The 17,283-nt window shown below is 64.4% G+C and carries 16 protein-coding genes; 8 read left to right on the plus strand and 8 right to left on the minus strand.

Going from position 1 to position 17,283, the window contains the following annotated elements:
- Positions 1-87 precede the first annotated feature (87 nt).
- Together A5773_RS10215 and A5773_RS10220 are read left to right on the plus strand one after the other, a co-directional pair.
- Complete coding sequence (locus tag A5773_RS10215; RefSeq protein ID WP_066958695.1) at positions 88-1,545, plus strand: aldehyde dehydrogenase family protein; 1,458 nt, start codon at positions 88-90, stop codon at positions 1,543-1,545.
- The gene (locus tag A5773_RS10220; protein ID WP_066958552.1) at positions 1,542-3,905 is read left to right on the plus strand and encodes a CaiB/BaiF CoA-transferase family protein; all 2,364 of its coding nucleotides are present in this window, start codon (positions 1,542-1,544) and stop codon (positions 3,903-3,905) included. Before A5773_RS10215 ends, A5773_RS10220 begins: the two co-directional genes overlap by 4 nt.
- 2 nt (positions 3,906-3,907) lie before the next feature.
- Here A5773_RS10220 and A5773_RS10225 read toward each other — a convergent pair whose 3' ends face one another.
- From A5773_RS10225 to A5773_RS10235, 3 genes are all read right to left on the minus strand, one after another.
- Positions 3,908-4,378, minus strand: coding sequence for a MaoC family dehydratase (locus A5773_RS10225; protein ID WP_066958550.1), 471 nt, complete (start codon positions 4,376-4,378; stop codon positions 3,908-3,910).
- Complete coding sequence (locus tag A5773_RS10230; protein WP_066958548.1) at positions 4,375-5,568, minus strand: amidohydrolase family protein; 1,194 nt, start codon at positions 5,566-5,568, stop codon at positions 4,375-4,377. The genes A5773_RS10225 and A5773_RS10230 overlap by 4 nt, the downstream gene beginning before the upstream one ends.
- Before the next feature lie 89 nt (positions 5,569-5,657).
- Positions 5,658-6,293 (minus strand): cysteine hydrolase, encoded by a 636-nt coding sequence (locus A5773_RS10235; protein WP_066958546.1) that lies wholly within the window; start codon positions 6,291-6,293, stop codon positions 5,658-5,660.
- 60 nt (positions 6,294-6,353) lie between these two features.
- Here A5773_RS10235 and A5773_RS10240 point away from each other — a divergent pair, with 60 nt between their 5' ends.
- Positions 6,354-6,791: a nuclear transport factor 2 family protein gene (locus tag A5773_RS10240; RefSeq protein ID WP_066958543.1), complete on the plus strand. Its 438-nt coding sequence runs from the start codon at positions 6,354-6,356 to the stop codon at positions 6,789-6,791.
- Here the strand turns inward: A5773_RS10240 and A5773_RS10245 are convergent.
- Together A5773_RS10245 and A5773_RS10250 are read right to left on the minus strand one after the other, a co-directional pair.
- Complete coding sequence (locus A5773_RS10245; RefSeq protein ID WP_066958541.1) at positions 6,781-7,680, minus strand: TIGR03619 family F420-dependent LLM class oxidoreductase; 900 nt, start codon at positions 7,678-7,680, stop codon at positions 6,781-6,783. The genes A5773_RS10240 and A5773_RS10245 overlap by 11 nt on opposite strands.
- A gap of 10 nt (positions 7,681-7,690) precedes the next feature.
- A complete protein-coding gene (locus A5773_RS10250) occupies positions 7,691-8,785 on the minus strand; it encodes an acyl-CoA dehydrogenase family protein (RefSeq protein ID WP_066958539.1) in 1,095 nt (364 codons plus the stop codon).
- Positions 8,786-8,900: 115 nt separating this feature from the next.
- Here A5773_RS10250 and A5773_RS10255 point away from each other — a divergent pair, with 115 nt between their 5' ends.
- From A5773_RS10255 to A5773_RS10275, 5 genes are read left to right on the plus strand one after another with little or no spacing between them, the layout of a single operon-like run.
- The gene (locus tag A5773_RS10255) at positions 8,901-10,097 is read left to right on the plus strand and encodes an amidohydrolase family protein (RefSeq protein WP_066958537.1); all 1,197 of its coding nucleotides are present in this window, start codon (positions 8,901-8,903) and stop codon (positions 10,095-10,097) included.
- Positions 10,098-10,104: 7 nt separating this feature from the next.
- On the plus strand, positions 10,105-11,070 hold the full coding sequence (locus A5773_RS10260; RefSeq protein ID WP_067790781.1) for an acyl-CoA dehydrogenase family protein: 966 nt from the start codon (positions 10,105-10,107) through the stop codon (positions 11,068-11,070).
- On the plus strand, positions 11,067-12,266 hold the full coding sequence (locus A5773_RS10265) for an acyl-CoA dehydrogenase family protein (RefSeq protein WP_066958533.1): 1,200 nt from the start codon (positions 11,067-11,069) through the stop codon (positions 12,264-12,266). Before A5773_RS10260 ends, A5773_RS10265 begins: the two co-directional genes overlap by 4 nt.
- A complete protein-coding gene (locus A5773_RS10270; protein ID WP_066958530.1) occupies positions 12,266-13,807 on the plus strand; it encodes a class I adenylate-forming enzyme family protein in 1,542 nt (513 codons plus the stop codon). The genes A5773_RS10265 and A5773_RS10270 overlap by 1 nt, the downstream gene beginning before the upstream one ends.
- A 23-nt stretch (positions 13,808-13,830) precedes the next feature.
- A complete protein-coding gene (locus A5773_RS10275; protein ID WP_066958690.1) occupies positions 13,831-14,799 on the plus strand; it encodes an LLM class flavin-dependent oxidoreductase in 969 nt (322 codons plus the stop codon).
- On the opposite strand, the gene A5773_RS10280 is transcribed toward A5773_RS10275, so the two are convergent.
- From A5773_RS10280 to A5773_RS10290, 3 genes are read right to left on the minus strand one after another with little or no spacing between them, the layout of a single operon-like run.
- Positions 14,796-15,989 carry an amidohydrolase family protein gene (locus A5773_RS10280; RefSeq protein WP_082948168.1) on the minus strand — a complete coding sequence of 398 codons (1,194 nt, stop codon included), beginning with the start codon at positions 15,987-15,989 and terminating at the stop codon, positions 14,796-14,798. The genes A5773_RS10275 and A5773_RS10280 overlap by 4 nt on opposite strands.
- 55 nt (positions 15,990-16,044) lie before the next feature.
- Positions 16,045-16,803: an SDR family NAD(P)-dependent oxidoreductase gene (locus A5773_RS10285; RefSeq protein ID WP_066958528.1), complete on the minus strand. Its 759-nt coding sequence runs from the start codon at positions 16,801-16,803 to the stop codon at positions 16,045-16,047.
- A complete protein-coding gene (locus tag A5773_RS10290; RefSeq protein ID WP_231989108.1) occupies positions 16,800-17,228 on the minus strand; it encodes an SDR family oxidoreductase in 429 nt (142 codons plus the stop codon). The genes A5773_RS10285 and A5773_RS10290 overlap by 4 nt, the downstream gene beginning before the upstream one ends.
- Positions 17,229-17,283: the final 55 nt, after the last annotated feature.

Consider the following 17,283-nt stretch of genomic DNA (forward strand, 5'->3'; position numbering starts at 1 on the left):
ATAATTGAAGAATTGTCGGACACCTCGCATCGAGATCGGGGCGACACCGTACAGTTCGGCGACCAACCGGGAAGGTCCAGTGACGTGATGGCCGAATCGAGCCTGGTGGACAGGTACGGCGTCTATATCGATGGCGGTTGGGTCGAACCGGACACCGGACGATATGACGTCGTCAACCCGGCGACAGAGTTGGTGATTGCCTCGGCGCCGGATGCCGGGGTCGCGCAGGTCGAGCAGGCCATCGGTGCCGCGCGCACCGCCTTCGATTCCGGGCCGTGGGCCGTGGCGGATCCAGCCGAGCGGTCTCGCTGCCTCCAACAGCTCAGCGACGCGCTGCTCGCCCGAGGCGACGAGATCTACGCGCTGGCGCAGGCTGAGTGGGGCTGCACAGCAAACGAGCGCTTGATCCATGTGGAGGGCCCCGCGTTCATGGTCGGCCATGCCGCAGAACTCGCGCTCGAGCCGGCTGAGGCCCCGATGGACGCGTGGGGCGCGGCGGGCACCACCCTGTTGCGTTACGAGCCGCTCGGGGTGGTCGCGGCGATGACGCCGTGGAACTTCCCGCACACGCTGAACGTGATGAAGCTGGGAGCCGCGCTGGCCGCGGGCAACACGCTTGTCCTCAAGCCCTCGCCGTTGACACCGCTGGCCGGTCTCGCACTGGCGCGGCTGATCGACGAGGAGACCGACATTCCACCTGGCGTCGTCAACGTCGTCACTCCGAGCAGTGTGGAGGCCAGCAGGATCTTGACCGTCGATCCCCGCGTCGACATGGTCACCTTCACCGGAAGTTCGGCCGTCGGTCGCGACGTGATGGCCGGTGCCGCAACCTCAATGAAACGGATCCTGCTCGAGTGCGGCGGCAAGTCGGCGAGCATCCTGCTGGACGATGTCGATCTGACTGACGAATTGTTCGAGCGGCTGCTCTTCGAAGGCTGCACGATGCACGCAGGTCAGGCGTGCATCTTGAACAGTCGTCTGGTGGTCCCCGACAAGCTGCACGACGATGTCGTCGACCGGCTGGCCGAGCTGGCTCGCAACGTCACGGTGGGAGACCCGACCGACGAGGCCACCGGCATGGGTCCGCTGATCAGTCGCCAACACCTGGACAGGGTCGAGGGTTTCGTCAGGCGCGCGGAAAGCGACGGGGCCAAGATTGTCGCCGGCGGCAGGCGGCCGGCCGGACTCGACCGCGGTTTCTATTTCGAGCCCACGGTTTTGACGGATGCCACCGCGGAGTCGTTTATCGCGCAGGAGGAGGTGTTCGGGCCGGTATTGACGGTGCTGCGATACCGCGACGACGACGAAGCGGTCGGCATCGCAAACGATTCGGCCTACGGGCTCGGTGGCGCGGTCTGGGGCACCGACATCGAGCGCGCGGTCGGACTTGCGCGACGGATCAGGACCGGTCAGGTCTCGATCAACGGCACGATACCCGGCGACGCGCCCTTCGGCGGGTTCAAGCAGAGCGGAATCGGGCGCGAAGGCGGCGTCATGGGGCTGCGGGCATACATGGAACCCAAGGCGATCGGAGTGCCTGCGTGACAGGGTCCCTGTCCGGGCTGCGGGTGGTCGAGGTCGGAACCGATATTTCGGCGCCGTATTGCACGAAATTGCTCGTCGATCTGGGCGCCGACGTATACAAGGTTGAGTCGCCGACGGGGGATCCGCTGCGAAGGTGGGGGCCGTCGGGCGGATTGTTTGAGTATTTGAACGCTGGAAAGCACGGGCTGACTATCGATCTCGAGGCGCATCCCGATGCGCTCGCTGAGTTTATTGCTCACGCAGACGTGGTCGTCGAGGATCTGCCGGCCGGATCGGCCGACAGGTTCAACTGGGGACTCGACCGTGACGCTCTCCAACGCCTCAATCCGAATCTCGTGGTCGTCCGGATCTCCGACTACGGCCAGGAGGGCCCGCGCCGGAATCGCCAATCGACATCGCTGACCCTGCAGGCCGCGTCGGGCTGGGTCAACACTCGCCAACTCGGCCGGACGCCGGTACAGGCCGGCGTCCGCATCCCCGAGTACATCGCGGGCAGCTACGCCGCGCTCGCGGCGCTGACGGCCCTGCGGGTTGCCGATGCCGGTCTTGAGCGGGTGATCGAGGTCGATGTCTCGGCGTTCGAGTCGCTCTTGTCCACCTTGGCGTATCCGATGCTGATGGCCGAACGCTTGAAAAGCCTTGGTCTTCCGCCGAATTCAAAGGCGGGTCCGATGCTCGGCATAGTGCGTGGCGCCGACGGCTGGATCGGGATCAACTGCTTGACGGGACAGCACTGGCTGGACGTCTGCGCGATGGTAGGACTGCCGGAGTTCGGAGATCACCAGATAGCCATCATGTTGGGCGGTCCCGAACGCGAGGAGTTCTTCGCGAAGGCGCAGCCGTGGCTCGATTCGATGACCGTGGCCGACCTGGTCGAGTTGAGCCAGGCAATGCGAATCCCCGCCGCGCCGGTCAACGACGCAGCATCCATCCTGGACTGTCCCCAGTACCGCGAGCGCGGCTTCTTCATCGAAAGCGAATCGGAAGGCCAACGCTTCCTGCGACCGGGCGCACCGTTCCGCTTGGTCCGCACGCCGGTTGAGCCACCGAAGCCAGCCCCGCGGCTCGGAGACGTAGCTGCGGCTCCATCGCAGGACCAACGGACGGCGCCCCCCGTGTCTGAAGTTGACAATGCGACAATGCCATTCGCAGATCTCAAGGTTTTCGACCTGAGCACATTCTGGTCCGGCGCCTACCTCACCTGCTATCTGGGCGCATTCGGCGCTGATGTGGTGAAGGTCGAGTCGATCCAGCGTCCGGACGGTCACCGATATTCGGGCTCGCTGCTGCGCAGCACCGATGACTGGTACGAGATAGGGCCGATGTGGCAGGGCACCAACCTCAACAAGCGAGATATCACCTTGAATCTCAGCACCGAAGCCGGCCGCGAATTGGCCCTGAAGCTCGCCGCCGAAGCGGACGTCGTGGTGGAGAACTTCTCGCCGCGCGTGGTCGAGCAGTTCGGCCTGGATTATGCCTCGCTGGTGAAGGTGAATCCGGATGTCGTCATGGTCCGCATGCCGGGCCTCGGCCTCGAAGGCCCCTGGCGCGATTACGTCGGGTGGGCGCTGAACTTTGAGCAGATATCGGGGATGTCGGCGGCCACCGGTTACCCCGACGGCCCACCGTGCAACCTGCAGGGGCCTGCCGATCCGATCGTGGGTGTACACGCCACCGTCGCCCTGCTGGCCGCGCTCGAGCACAAACGCAGAACCGGTGAAGGCCAACTGATCGAGGTCGCGCAGATCGAGGTCGGCGCGGCGGTGACCGCCGAGCCGGTCATCGAATACTCACTGACCCACCAGTTGCGCCAACGAGAAGGGAATCGACACCGCTGCTACGCACAAGGCGTCTATCCGGCCAGTGGCGATGACGAGTGGGTCGCCGTTTCGGTGCGTGATGATGCCGACTGGGCCGCCGTCGTCGACGCCATCGGTCGTCCTGAACTGAACGAGGATCCGCGGTTCGCCTCACCGGAGGCACGGCTGCACAACCACGACGCGTTCGACGAAGTGCTCGCCCGGTGGACTGCGCGCCGAACATCAGACGAGGCCGCCGACCGTCTGCGGCGGGGCGGAGTACCCGCGGAGCGGATACTCACCGCGGACCGCATGTACGACATCGACCAGCTCCAGGTGCGCGGCTTTTACGAGGAGCTCGAGCATCCACTCTCTGGCCGACATCGGTTCCCGGGCTGGCCGTTTCGGATCACGCCGGGACCGCGGCGTCATCACCGTGCACCGTCGCCGACGCTCGGTCAGCACAACGACGAGGTGCTGGGCGCTCTCGGTCTGTCAGATGACGAGCTGACGAAACTGCGCGACGATCAGATTATCGGCGAGCGGCTGCTGAACGCGTAGGTTCAGGCATCGACCATGGCCGCGATGGTGTCGACCACACATGCCGGTCGGTCGGACCCCTCAACCTCGACGGTGACTCGCACGGTGGCCCGCCCACCCTTGTCGTTGCGTTCCACCTTGATCAGTTCGGCGCCGGCGCGGATGCGCGAGTCGACGGGCACCGGGGCGGGGAAGCGAAGCTTGTCAGAACCGTAGTTGACTTGCATCGACAGTCCCGTCACCTGGTAAATCTGTTGCACCAGAATGGGAACCAGCGACAGGGTGAGATATCCGTGCGCGATCGTCCTACCGTATGGGCCGTTGGCCGCCCGCTCCGCGTCGACATGAATCCATTGGTGGTCACCGGTCGCCTCGGCGAACAGGTCGATTTCCTTCTGGGTGACCTCGTGCCACCCGCTGTAGCCGAGGTGCTCGCCGACGTGCGATTCGAAGCCGGAGATGCCCTCGTAGACCGTGGGCATGGACTGCGTCATGCTGGGACCTTGAGTCCCAACTGCTCAATGGCGTTGCCGCCCATGATCTTCGCCTTCGCGGCATCGGAGATGCCGTCGAGCCGGTCGACAAAGCTCAACGGGTCGCCGATGCCCTCGGGGTGGGGAAAGTCGGAGCCGAACATCACGTGATCCTCACCCATGATGTCGACGATCCCCTTGACGTCGTCCTCGAGGAACGGGTGGATGTAGATGTTGCGTTTGAACACCGCGACAGGGTGCTCGTCGAACTCCTTGGGCATGATCTTGTACGCGGTGTTGAGCTGTTCGAGAAGATTGCGTACCCACCCGCTGCCGTTCTCGACGCAAAATATCTTCAAGTCGGGGAAGCGGGACAGTGCACCGTGGCAGATCATCGCGGCCAGGGTGTCCTCGATGGCGCGGTGGCCCATCACCACCTCGCGCAGTGCGCTGGGCTTGAACGAGAGGTACTCGTCGCCGCCCTCCCATTCCATCAGGTGCTTCTGGTATCCGCTATCCGACGCATGCATGGTCACCGGAATACCGGCCTTGACGACTTCTTCCCAGAACGGGTCGAACTCGGGCAGACCCATAGACCGCGAGCCGCCGAAGCGGCTGGGCACCGGAGCGGGGCGAACCAAGAACGTCTTCATGCCCCGCTCGAGGCACCAGTGCAGCTCCTTGATGGCCTCGGCGACCAGGGGCAGGCAGACGACGGGCGTCGCGAAGATGCGGTTGTGATAGTTGAACGTCCAGTGTTCGTGCATCCACTCGTTGAGGGCATGGATGATGGCGTGGGTTAGTACGACGTCGTCGGTGGTGCGCTCCTCGATGAGGCTGGCGAGGGTGGGGTACATGACGCATTGATCAATGCCGAGCTCATCCATCAGCTCCAACCTGGGAGCCGGGGACTGGTAAGCGGGGATGACATTCATTGCCTCACCGATGAACTCGCGGAAGTTGAGCCCTTCTGGATTGTTGCCCAGGAAGTAATCCTCGGCGCTGCCCGGCCTCGCCACCCGCTCGAACGTCGGGTTGGGGATCATGTGGCTGATGTGGTCCTTGACGACAAGCTTGGGCCGGCCGTTGACCTCGACGTAGCCGACCTTGCCTTTGTGTTCCTTGGGCAGGTACTTGGTGAGCGCGTCCGTCGTCTCGTACATGTGGTTGTCGATGTCGAAGACCGGATACGGCAAGGACCGGGTAGACATGTGACGGATCCCTCCAGAGCAGCGAATATGGCCGTTTACGCTTTGTGGAAACGACGTTATCACCAACGCCCCGCAACATCTATGCGGGGTCATGTCCTACAGAGATCGTTCCACGCGTTCACGACTGCTTCGGTAGTGGTCACGGTGGCCAGGAGGGCCAACGTGTTGTCGATGATCGATTCCGCGTAGTCGCGCGGGTAACCGCTCACCGCATCACGCGGAAGCACGAACTGATAGCTGCGATTGACCGCGTCCATCACGAAGTTCTGAATCGCGATGTTGACCGAAACGCCTACGCCCACGATCGTCTGGATACCGAGGTTGCGCAGCACCGAGTCGAGGTCGGTGCCGGTCATCGGTCCGACACCGTGCGTGCGGTTAAGGACCAGATCGCTTGGTTCCGGACCGAACTCAGGCAGCACCGAGGCGCCGGGGCTACCCGGGGTCAAATCGGCGGCGAATGACTTGCCCGCCATGAACAGCCTGGCGTTGGTATTGGACCCGCGATTGTCCGGGCGCTTTTGCATGACGCAGTGCACGACCGAAACGCCGGTCGCGCGTGCCGCCTTGAGGAGCGCGGCGATGTTGGGTATCGCCTCCCGTCTGGCTTCCTCCGCCAGCATCGGCAGGCCGGCCTGAGGGCCGATCACTCCGCCTTGGCATTCCTGGGTGACCAGGGCGGTCGTTGCGGGTGTCAACAGATCGAGCAGGCTGGGTTGCGGCATGAGAATAGACGTTATCGTGTGTGAGAACGTAATTTCCAGTCACGGACCGCTGGGAGGTACATGGACGCCTGGGAGCTCGATATCCGCGAGTCGGTGCGCCAGACGCTCGCCGACTACACCGCCGCCACCGACCGGTTCGATCTGCGCGGTCTCGCCGTCTGCTTCACGCCGGACGGCGTCCTCGAGTTCACCGGCGGAGCGCAACCGCTCACCGGTCCTGCGGCGATCGAGGCGGGGCTCGGTGCTGCCATGTCCAAGGATCCCGACCCGGCGAGACGGGTGCCGACTCATGTGCGCCATCATGTTTCGAGCATTCGGTTTGGTCGCGTCGCCACGGACCGTGTCGAGGTCAGTAGCTATTTCGCCGTCCACACCGACATCGGCCTCGACCATTGGGGACGCTATCGCGACGTCCTCGTCCCGCTGGACGGGCGGTGGTTGTTCGCGCATCGTCGTATCAGCGTCGACGCCTTTGCTGCCGACAGCCTCATGCGATGAACTTCTCGGCGAAAGCGTGCGCGTGGTCGATGAACTCGGCCCGGGTGGCTCCCTGGGGCGCGATGGTCAGCCAGGTCACGCCCATCGCCTCCAGCTTCGCGATCGTGGCGTGCCGTTCGTCGGTCGATATGCTGTCGTCGAGCAGGTTGCCTGCCGAGAAACAGATGTCCAGCGGCTCCGTGCGGCCGATCTCAGCCGCGTGCTTCTTGGCCCACACGATGGCCGCCGCCAGTTCCTCCAGCGTCGAGATTTCCGCGGTCCGTGACGCGGCGGCGTAGCCGAACGTGTTGAACGGCGCCCACCCCTGGGCGCGGGCAACCGCACGGCGGACGGCGGGCCTGCTGTTGCCGCCGACCCAAATCGGGGGTGGGGTCGCCGGTACTGGATAGAGTCGCACACCTCGAGCCGCGAACGAGCTGCCCTCGTACGCGACATCGTCGCCGGTGAGCACCTTGTCCAGCACGTCGAGCGCCTCGTCGAGCAAAGCCCCGCGGTTGTCGAAATCGATTCCAAGCGCCCTGAATTCGGGTTTGAGGTAACCCGCGGCGGTACCCAGTATCAGCCGACCGCCGGAGAGGACGTCCAGGCTCTGGATCGACTTCGCGCCCAGAAAGGGATTGCGGTAGGCCGCGATGTAGACGTTGGTGAGCAGCTTCACCTCCGTGGTGGCGGCCGCCGCGAACGACAGCGCGACGAACGGGTCCAGGGCGTGGTGTCCGCCGTGGTCGAGCCATTTCGCGTCGGGGGCGGGGTGATCGGTGACGTGCACGGCGGCGAAGCCGCTCGCCTCGCCGACCCGGGCGATTTCGGATATCGCGTCGGCGGTGACGAATTCAGTTACGGCGTCTACCCGCTGGGTGGGCAGTTCGAGGGAGTACGAGATGGTCACGTTCGTCCTTTCATGGTGCGGCTAAGGCTGCCAAGCGTTGGGCATGGTGGTCGGGGCTGCCGAAGATCAGCTCGGTGGCCTTGGCGCGCCGAACGTAGAGGTGTGCGTCGTGTTCCCAGGTAAACCCGATTCCGCCGTGGATTCGCATGTTGTCCAAGGCGACTTGCAGAAAGGCCTCCGAGCAGGCCATCTTCGCCACCGACGCGGCAATCGGCAGGTCGCTGCCGTCGGCGGATTCCGCAGCGTGGACGGCGGCGGAGCGAGCGCCCTCGACGAGCACCAGCATGTCCGCGCACCGGTGCTTGACGGCCTGAAAGCTGCCGATGGCGCGCCCGAACTGAACTCGCTCCTTGGCGTAGCCCACGGCCATATCGAGGCAGCGTTGGGCGCCGCCAACCTGCTCGGCGGCCAGCGCGGCGATCGCGAGGTCGCACGTGCGGGCCAGGCCCGCGGCAGCGTCCCCATCGGTTCCGATCAATCGTGCGGGGACGTCGTGGAACCGTAGGCGTGCGACCTTGCGCGTGCGGTCGAGCGTGGCGAGCGGTTCACGCGTCAGCCCGTCGGCGTCCGCCGCGACCGCGAACAGTGATGTGCCTGCGCTCGTATTCGCCGCGGCGAGAATGACATCGGCGGTATGGCCGTCGAGGACGAGATCCGCATCGCCATGAATCCGATGACCGGTGCCACCGGCGCGTGCAGTCAGTGTGACGGCTTGCGGCTCCCACGCATCGAGGCCGCCGTTGAGGATCGCCGTCGCGGTCATGGATCCGTCGACGAAACGCGGTAGGTAGTCGCCCATCGCGACGGTATCGCCGCTACAGAGGATCGCTTGCGTGGCGAGTGCGACGGTGGAGAAGAACGGCGCACACAACAGGGCGGCGCCCATCTCCTCGAACACGACCGCGAGTTCGGCCAAGGTGGCACCCGCACCGCCGAACTCCTCGGGAACGGCGATGCCGTGCAGCCCCAGTTCGCCGGCCATCTGATGCCACACCGATTCGTCATATCCCTCCGCGGTGGACATGAGGTCGCGTACCCGGCCGGACGGCGAGGCGGCCTCCAGGAACTCCCGCACCGCCTGTCGGAGTTCGTCGGCTTCGCTCATCCTGGTTCCTTCGGTGTGGGTCTGCCCGGCCCGACCCGGGATAGGCATTGCCGGGAAAGGATAGTATCTTTTCTGAAATAGGAGAATCACCATTCTCGCATGAAGGAGCCGCGCGGTGACGACGAAACTCGACTACGGGATCATCGACTGCGACACGCATTGCTACGAGACGCGTGACGCGTTTACTCGATACCTGCCCAAGGAGTTCCAGAATCGCGCGATCACCACCGTTCGGGGAGCCGACGGGGTCGAGGTAATCCTCGCCGGCCATCGTGTCGCAACCTTCAACAGCGAAGGGGGGCTGGGGCTGGACGTCGCATACCGCCCCGGATCGCTGAAAGAGATGCTCAGGCAGATGGGATCAGGCAACCCAGAGGAGTCCTACGAGCCCCAACCCATGCAGCCCGAGTACATCGAGCGGTCAGCACGGCTCGCGGTGATGGGGAAGCAGAACGTCGAGCGGATGGTCATCTACCCGAGCGGCATGGCCCTGGCTGCCGAGCACTACGTCGACGACACCGCGGCGCTATACGCAAATCTCCGGTCCTTCAATCGATGGTTCGACGAGGAATGGGGGTTCAACTACCAGGACCGCATATACGCGACCGGGCTGCTTTCACTTCGCGACCTCGACTCGGCCATCCGCGAAACCGACGCCTTGATCGCGCAGGGCGCGAAGTTTGTCATGTTGCCGACGGGACCGGCATACGGCAGATCTCCCGGCGATCCCCACTTTGATCCGATTTACGCCCGGCTTCAGGAAGCCGGCTGCGTCCTCGTGTTCCACATCATGCCCTTCTGGTACTTCGATGCGATCTCGCCTGCCTGGGGGCACTGCGCAGATCCTGCCTCGTGGCACATGTCGGCCTGGCAGTGGATGAACGTCTACGGCCAACGCCCGATCGAGGACACCCTCTCAGCGCTGATCTTCGACAACCTGTTCGGCCGCTTTCCCGGCTTGAACGTGCTTGTCGCCGAACACGGTGCAGAGTGGGTGCCCTTCTTCACCAAACACATGGACAAGAGCCGCGGCATGGGCCGAAATGGTCCATGGATCGGCGGGAAACTGACGGAAAAGCCGTCTGCCATCTTCCGCCAGCACGTCCGGGTGGTGCCGTATCCCGAGGACGATACGCCCGCGATCGTCGCCAGCTTGGGCTACGACGACTGTCTGGTGATGGGCTCCGATTACCCGCATGCGGAAGGACTGGCCGAGCCTGCTGACTTCGTCAAGTTGCTCGACCCGCTCGACGATGCCACCAAGAAACGGATAATGCGTGACAACGCTGAGCATCTCATTGGGCGGAGCTAGACGCTCTATGGCAGATGATGACATCGATCTCGATCTGCTGCGCGCAGGGGCGCGCGATTTCCTGACCGGGCGCCGCGCCCAAGACTCGGTCAAAGAACTCGCGGCCATGGACTGGACGGGGCTGCTCGTCGAGGAGAATCTCGGCGGCAGCGGTTGGCGTCCTGTGGAGACGACGGTCATCGCCGAGGAACTCGGCCGCGCGCACAACTCGTCAACCTGGTTTGGGTCCGTGCTATCTGCTGCCGCGTTGGCTTCGGCACCCGGCGAGGTGCGCGACCGATGGTTGCCCGCGATGCTCGACGGAACCGCGACGGCGGGCTGCGCGCAGTCTGCCGACACGGTTCGGGTTGCGCGCGGAGATGCGATTGACATCCTGGTCACACTGGGGCACAACGGAATCCATCTGTTCGAGTTAGCGGAAACAATCCCGCGAAGCCGTGATGACGAGCTGCTGGATCTCGACCGCGCAGCATGGCGCGTCGAGGCCGGTGGGGCGGACAGCGTGTTGATCGGCGGCCCGCAACGGGCGGCTCAGCTGCTGGCGGTGGCCAGGGTCCTGCTCGGCGCGGATTCGCTGGGAGCCTTTTCGAGCACGTTCGAGCGGTTGGTCGGCTACCTGAAGGAGCGCATCGCGTTCGGTGCGCCGATCGCGAGTTTTCAAGTGGTGCAACACCGACTGGTGGATCTGTTGGTGTTCGAGGCGAAGGCACGCGCGATCGTCATGAAGGCGTGCCGCGCCCTCGAGGCCGACGAAAACTTGGACGTCGCAATCACATTATCCGCCGCGGCGCACGCGTTCGTCGCCGCCAAGGCAACCGCTGCCGTGGACGAGTGTATGCAACTGTCGGGTGGCATCGGATTCACCTGGGAGTACCCGTTGCATCGCGAGCTGCGTCGGGTATTCACCAACGGCTATCTGCTCGGCACGGCTCGCTCCAGCCGTGCGCTTTTTGCGCAAAGGTCGGGCTGGTGAGCGTCGCACCCGCCCGTCCCAGCGAAGCGGAGCTGACCGAGTTCAGGCATCGGGTCAGGGCGCACATCGCCGAGCACGCACCTCCATTCGACGCCAGAGAGGGACGTCGGGCGCCGGAAAACGCCGAGCAGGAAGCGCAGTTGCGCAGGTGGTTCGCGACGTTGTTCGATGCGAGTTTCGTCGGGGCGGACTGGCCGGTCGAGCACGGCGGACGTGCGGATCACCACCCCCTGCACGACCGCATTCTCAGCGAAGAGCTCCTGCGTGCCCGTGCCCCGCGCCCCGTCGACCAGGTCAACCTTGCGGCCCACGTGCTCCTGCACTTCGGGTCGGACGAGCAGAAGGCCGCACTGCTGCCGCCGATCCGGCGCAGCGAGCACGTGTGGTGTCAGTTGCTCAGCGAACCCGATGCCGGCAGCGATATCGCCGCCGTCCGCAGCAGGGCTGTCGGGCAACCGGACGGAACATGGGTGCTCGACGGTCAGAAAACCTGGATCACCGACGGCCACTGGGCCGACATGGGGCTCGCGCTCATCCGCACCGACCCGGCTTCACTGCGCCACCAAGGCCTTTCGGTGTTCGCGGTGCCCATGTCGACGCCAGGCGTCGAGGTTCGTCCGATCCGGACGATCAACGAGGCGATCGAGGTGAACGAGGTTTTTCTCGATGGCGTAACGCTGCCGGCGGGAAGCCTGATCGGCGAGCCCGGCCAGGGATGGCCGATCATCATGGCGGGCTTGGACTTCGAACGGTTCGGCATCGGCGGAAACGTCATCCTGCTCGAGCTGCTGATCGACGATCTGGTGATGGTGGCGCGCAACGCCACCCTCGACGGCATCCCGGCGCTTGAACGCGATGACATCCGGCAGACAGTGGGCGAGTTGGCCGTCGAAGCCGAAGTGGCGAAGGCCTTCATCGACGATCACGTCGAACGTCTGATCATCGGCGCGGATCAACCGGGTGACGGCTCGATAGCCAAACTCAGCTTCTCCGAGACCTACCACCGGGTTTCGGCCTATGGCACCGAACTCGCCGCGATGGTATGCACCGTAGCGGCCGATCCGAGTGTCGAGCAGGCCAAACAGCGTCTCCGAGAATGCTGGCTATGGTCACGTGCCTATACGATCTCCGGCGGAAGCTCGGAGATGATGCGTAACATCCTCGCCAAACGTCGGCTGTTGTTGCCGAGCAAGTGATGTCCGAAACCTACTGGAGCCTGGTCGAAGCGGCGGCCGAGACAAATCCCGACCGCGTCGTCCTCGTCGACGACTTCGGCCGCAGTCTGACGAATTCGCAGCTGCGGGATTCGGCGGCAAGCGTCGCAGCGGCATTGGCAGAACGCGGGGTTGGTGTCGGTTCGGTAGTTTCCTGGCAGCTGCCCACCACTCTGGAGACGATGGTTGTCATGGCGGCACTGACCCGACTCGGCGCCGTGCAGAACCCGATCCTGCCCATCTGGCGCGAGAGCGAAGTCCGTTTCGTCACTGAACAACTCGCGACCGAAGTGTTCATCGTCCCGGGCCATTGGCGGGGTTTCGACCACACCGCACTTGCGTCGAAGCTGGCAAAGGAGCGGCCGATGTCGGTGGTCGTCATAGATCATGACGCGCCGATAACGGAAGGGCTTCGCCTGCCGGTCGGCGATCCGATCCGTCTCCCCGCGCCGCCGAGGTCCGGCGAAGATCCACGCTGGGTTTACTACTCCTCGGGCACCACTGCGGCGCCAAAGGGCGTGCGGCATTGCGATCGCTCGGTTATCGCCGGGTCGGCCGGAGTAGTGGGAATGTTTGGCGCGTCGAACACCGACGTCAATCCGATTACGTTTCCGGTTTCGCATATAGGCGGTGCCGCGATGTTGGCGGCGAGCCTGTTCACCGGGATGCGGCTGGTGTTGTTCGACACCTTCGATCCCGTGCTCACCCCAAAGGCGGTCGCGGCGCATCGGCCGACGATGCTCGGGTCGGCTACCCCCTTCTTCGTCGCCTACATGGCAGCACAGCGGGAGCACGGCACCGATCCGCTGTTCCCCGATCTGCGGGGCTGTGTCGGCGGTGGAGCGCCGATCACCGCCGAGCTGGGACGACAAGTGCGCGAGACGTTTTCGGTCGCCGGAGTGGCCAATGCGTGGGGGCTCACCGAGTTTCCGGTCGTGACCTCACCACCGCCGGACGGAGAGCCGGACGTGCTTGACCACACCGTGGGCCGCCCGGTGCCGGGGGTAGGCATCCGTGTCGTCGACGAGTCCGAACGGGAGGTCGGTCCTGGCGAAGTCGGCGAGCTCCGGCTCAAGGGGCCGCAGTGCTTCCTTGGCTACGTTGACGAGACGCTCAACGGCGATGCGTTCGACGCCGACGGCTGGTTTCGCAGCGGCGACCGAGGTCGTATCGATGCCGAAGGAAACGTCGTCATCACCGGACGGATCAAGGACGCGATCATCCGCAATGCGGAAACAATCTCGGCGCTGGAGATCGAGGGTGTTCTGGCCACCCACCCCGCCGTCGCCGACGTCGCGGTCATCGGCGTGCCGGATCTTCGTACGGGTGAACGTGTTTGCGCAGTCGTTGTCGCTGCACCCGGACGAGATGTCACGCTTGCCGAGCTCGCGGAACACTGCGCGACGCAAAATCTGAGCCGACACAAATCACCGGAGCGGCTCGAGGTCGTGGAGGCGCTTCCGCGAAATCTCACCGGCAAGGTGTTGAAGAATGAACTTCGCAGCCGGTTCGGCGAAACGTAGAGGGTTTGGAACTGCCGGTGGGAATGTTCACGCTTCGGTTCGATATGAGAGCACCGCAGATCGGTGCGCCCGCGAGCGAACTCTACGCAGCGGCCGCCGACATGGCCGCATGGGCCGAGTCCCGCGGATGCGTGGCCGTCGTGTTGTGCGAACACCATTGCGCCGCCGACGGTTACTTGCCGTCGCCGCTGCTGCTCGGCTCGGCGATCGCGGCGCGGACCAAGCGGCTGATGCTGAACTTGGTCGTCATTCTTCCGTTCTACGATGTGGCCCGGCTGGCCGAGGACATATCGGTGCTGGACCACATCAGCGCTGGCCGGGCCAGTTATGTGTTCGGGATTGGCTATCGCCGAGAGGAATTCGACCACTTCGGGCTCTCGTTGTCCGAGCGTGGACGACTGGCTGAGGAGAAGCTCGGCATTCTGCGCCGGTTGCTCACCGGCGAGGAGGTCGTTCATGGGGGCCGGCGGATGAAGGTGACGCCACTGCCGCACACTGCGGGTGGGCCGATGTTGATGTGGGGTGGGGCGAGCCTGGCCGCCGCGCGGCGCGCTGGCCGAAACGGCCTTGGTCTGCTGGCCAACGGCGGGGTCCCGGGCATGCGGGAGGCCTATGAACAGGCGTGTCGGCAGAATGGTCACCAACCGGGTTTCGTGCTGATTCCCGAGCGCGACGCGGCCACCAATTGCTTCGTGGCAGAGGATGTCGACGCGGCGTGGGACGAGATCGGCAAGTACCTGCTGCACGATGCGATGGCATACGGCGAGTGGAATCCCGACAACGCCGTGTCGGCCAACATCACGCACGCGAAGACCGTCGACGAGCTGCGGCGTCAGGCCACGACGCACGTGATTCTGTCGGTGGAGGAGGCGGCCGAGCGTGTCGCCAGCGGGGAAGTCATGAACCTCTCACCACTGTGCGGCGGCATGCCAACCGAGATTGCGTGGCCCTACTTGAAGCGCTTCGCCGATCTCGGACAGCTGGCAACCTAGATCCCGATGAGCTCCTTGAGATTTCCCCCCATGACGCGCGCGGTGATGTCGGCTGGAAGGTTTGCGAGTTCGCCTACGAATTTCGCCGGTTCGGCGAGCCCCTCCGGGTGCGGGTAGTCCGATCCGAACATTACGCGGTCCGTGCCGAGAATGTCGATGAGGTGCGACATGTCCTCCTCGTGAAACGGGTTGACCCACACGTGCCTGCGGAAGACATCACAAGGATGCTCGCTGAAGTCATACGGCCTCTTTCGGTAGACGCGGTCGAACACGTCCAACAGGCGGTGCGCCCACGAGCCGCCGTTCTCGACCACGCCGACGCGCACCCCGGGAAAACGTTCGAACACCCCGTGCGCGATGAAGGCTGCGAGGGTATCGAAGATGTTTCGGCTCTCCTCGTAAATGAAACCCCGCAGCTTGCTTAGCGCGAAACCGTTGAACTCGGTTGCGTCCTCCCAATCGTCGACGTAGCGCTCATATCCGGAGTCCGAATTGTGCATTTGGACCGAGATGCCCGACGACTCGACCAGCCGCCAGAACTCGTCGAATTCGGGCAGCGCTGCAGAACGGGAGGTGCCGTCCTCGCGCGGGACCGGTGCCGGCCTAATCAGCACCGTCCTGGCTCCGTTTTCCAGGCACCAGTCAAGTTCCTGGACGCCCAACGCGGGGTCGTTGAGCGAGATCGCGGGGACGGGGAAGATCCGGTTCCGATAGTTGAACGTCCAGTCTTCGAGTAGCCACCGGTTGAACGCATGCGTGACGGCGTGGGTGAGTTCGGTGTCGGATTTGGTCCGTTCCTCGAGCATGCCGGCCGTCGTCGGAAACATCACGGCGCCGTCGACGCCTTGGCGTTCCATCAATGCCAGGCGCAGGTCGGGACGCCGAAATTCGTCGGGGCACCGGATTGGCTCGGCAAGTTCGCGCAGCGTCTTGCCTTCCGGATTTACGCCCCGGAAGTAGTCGGCCCAAGCGCCCGGCGTCGGAATAACTTCATAAGTCGGGTTGGGTATGGTCTCGGTGATGACGCCGAGGATCTGCAGCTTCTTGCGCCCGTTCACGTCGACGAACTTCAGCGCCTCGGAGTATTTCTCCGGCAGGTAGCGGGTGTAGGCATCGATGGTCTCGTACATGTGGTTGTCGGCATCCCAGACCTCGAACGCTTTTCCATCAGTCACCAGCGCCTCCAACATGTGTGAGAATGTTGATTCTCAATATAGCAAACTGCAATATCCGGCCCCATCGGCCCTAGAGATTCATAAAATGACCACCGTCTACACCCAGGGTCTGCCCGGTGATGTAGCGCGCATCGGGACCGATCAGAAATGCGACGGCCGACCCGATGTCTTGCTCTGGGTCGCCGATGCGTCCCAGGGGAATCCTGCGAGCCAACCTCTCCTCCATCGCGGGTTCCGCCTCGATCGCGGCGGTCATGGCAGGCGAATACGCAAGCGGTGACACCACGTTCACCGTGATGCCGTGCGGAGCCCATTCGCGGGCCAAGCTCTTGGCGAAGCCGCGCAGCGCGCCCTTCATCGTCGCGTACAAGGGCAGTGTCGCGCTGCCCTCCATCCCAGCCGGCGACGTCATGACCACGAACGTGCCGCCGCGTTGCTTGAGCGCCCAAAACGCGGCGGCGGCACAGTGTTGGGCACCGCCGAGGGAGACGGAGAAGTGATCCTCCCAGAGCGCGCGATCCACATCCGCCAGTTGGTGCGGCTTGCTCGAGGAATTGCTCGTGGCGTTGTGCACAATGGCGTCGAGCCCGCCGGTGAGCCCGACCGCGAGGGAAACCGCGTCGGCGACCGCGGCCCGATCGGTGACGTCGCAACGGGCCCATGTCGCGCGATGCCCGCGCGAGGTGATTTCGTCGGCGACCGACTGTCCAGTGTCGGAACGGGTGGCGACGATCGTGTGCGCCCCCGCAGCGGCCAGGGCCATCGCTATGCCACGCCCGACACCGCCGCCAGACCCGGTCACCAGCACGGTGAGTCCTTCGAGCTTCACGGCAACATCACTGATCCGCCGTCGACGATGACTGTCTGCCCGGTGAGGTGGTCGATGTCATGGCGCAGAAGAAACTTAGCCGTCTCCACGACGGAGTGAATCAGCATGCCGTCATTGGACACCGCGGCAGAAGTCAGGTGAGACGCGTCGATGTCCGACCGGAAGAGGCTCACTGGCGCGGCAATGATGTTGACCGCGATACCCTCCGATCCCCATTGCCGCGCCGCCGATTTCGCCATCGACCGAATGCCCTCGATCGCGGCGGTGTAATTCACCAGCCCCGCTGCACCCGAGATTCCGATGGTCGGCAGTATCACGACGATTCGCCTGTCATCGGCCACCATGGACGTGTACGCCGCTTGGAGCGCGACAAGGGTTTGCCACATCGTCTCGTCAGCAGCCGCGTTCGCGTCGACGACAATCACGTCGCCAACCTCGTCGGCCAACGCCCTCGAGAGGGCCTCGGCGGGACCAAGGACG

Origin of the sequence: Mycobacterium sp. 852014-52450_SCH5900713, from assembly GCF_001667075.1 — a bacterium.
GTDB lineage: Bacteria > Actinomycetota > Actinomycetes > Mycobacteriales > Mycobacteriaceae > Mycobacterium.

Coding starts and splice junctions, on each gene's coding strand:
- A5773_RS10215 (WP_066958695.1), top strand. CDS start 88: ATGGCCGAATCGAGCCTGGTGGACAGGTACGGCGTCTATATCGATGGC.
- A5773_RS10225 (WP_066958550.1), bottom strand. CDS start 4,378: ATGACGCAGTCCATGCCCACGGTCTACGAGGGCATCTCCGGCTTCGAA.
- A5773_RS10230 (WP_066958548.1), bottom strand. CDS start 5,568: ATGTCTACCCGGTCCTTGCCGTATCCGGTCTTCGACATCGACAACCAC.
- A5773_RS10235 (WP_066958546.1), bottom strand. CDS start 6,293: ATGCCGCAACCCAGCCTGCTCGATCTGTTGACACCCGCAACGACCGCC.
- A5773_RS10240 (WP_066958543.1), top strand. CDS start 6,354: ATGGACGCCTGGGAGCTCGATATCCGCGAGTCGGTGCGCCAGACGCTC.
- A5773_RS10250 (WP_066958539.1), bottom strand. CDS start 8,785: ATGAGCGAAGCCGACGAACTCCGACAGGCGGTGCGGGAGTTCCTGGAG.
- A5773_RS10260 (WP_067790781.1), top strand. CDS start 10,105: ATGGCAGATGATGACATCGATCTCGATCTGCTGCGCGCAGGGGCGCGC.
- A5773_RS10270 (WP_066958530.1), top strand. CDS start 12,266: ATGTCCGAAACCTACTGGAGCCTGGTCGAAGCGGCGGCCGAGACAAAT.
- A5773_RS10275 (WP_066958690.1), top strand. CDS start 13,831: ATGTTCACGCTTCGGTTCGATATGAGAGCACCGCAGATCGGTGCGCCC.
- A5773_RS10280 (WP_082948168.1), bottom strand. CDS start 15,989: ATGTTGGAGGCGCTGGTGACTGATGGAAAAGCGTTCGAGGTCTGGGAT.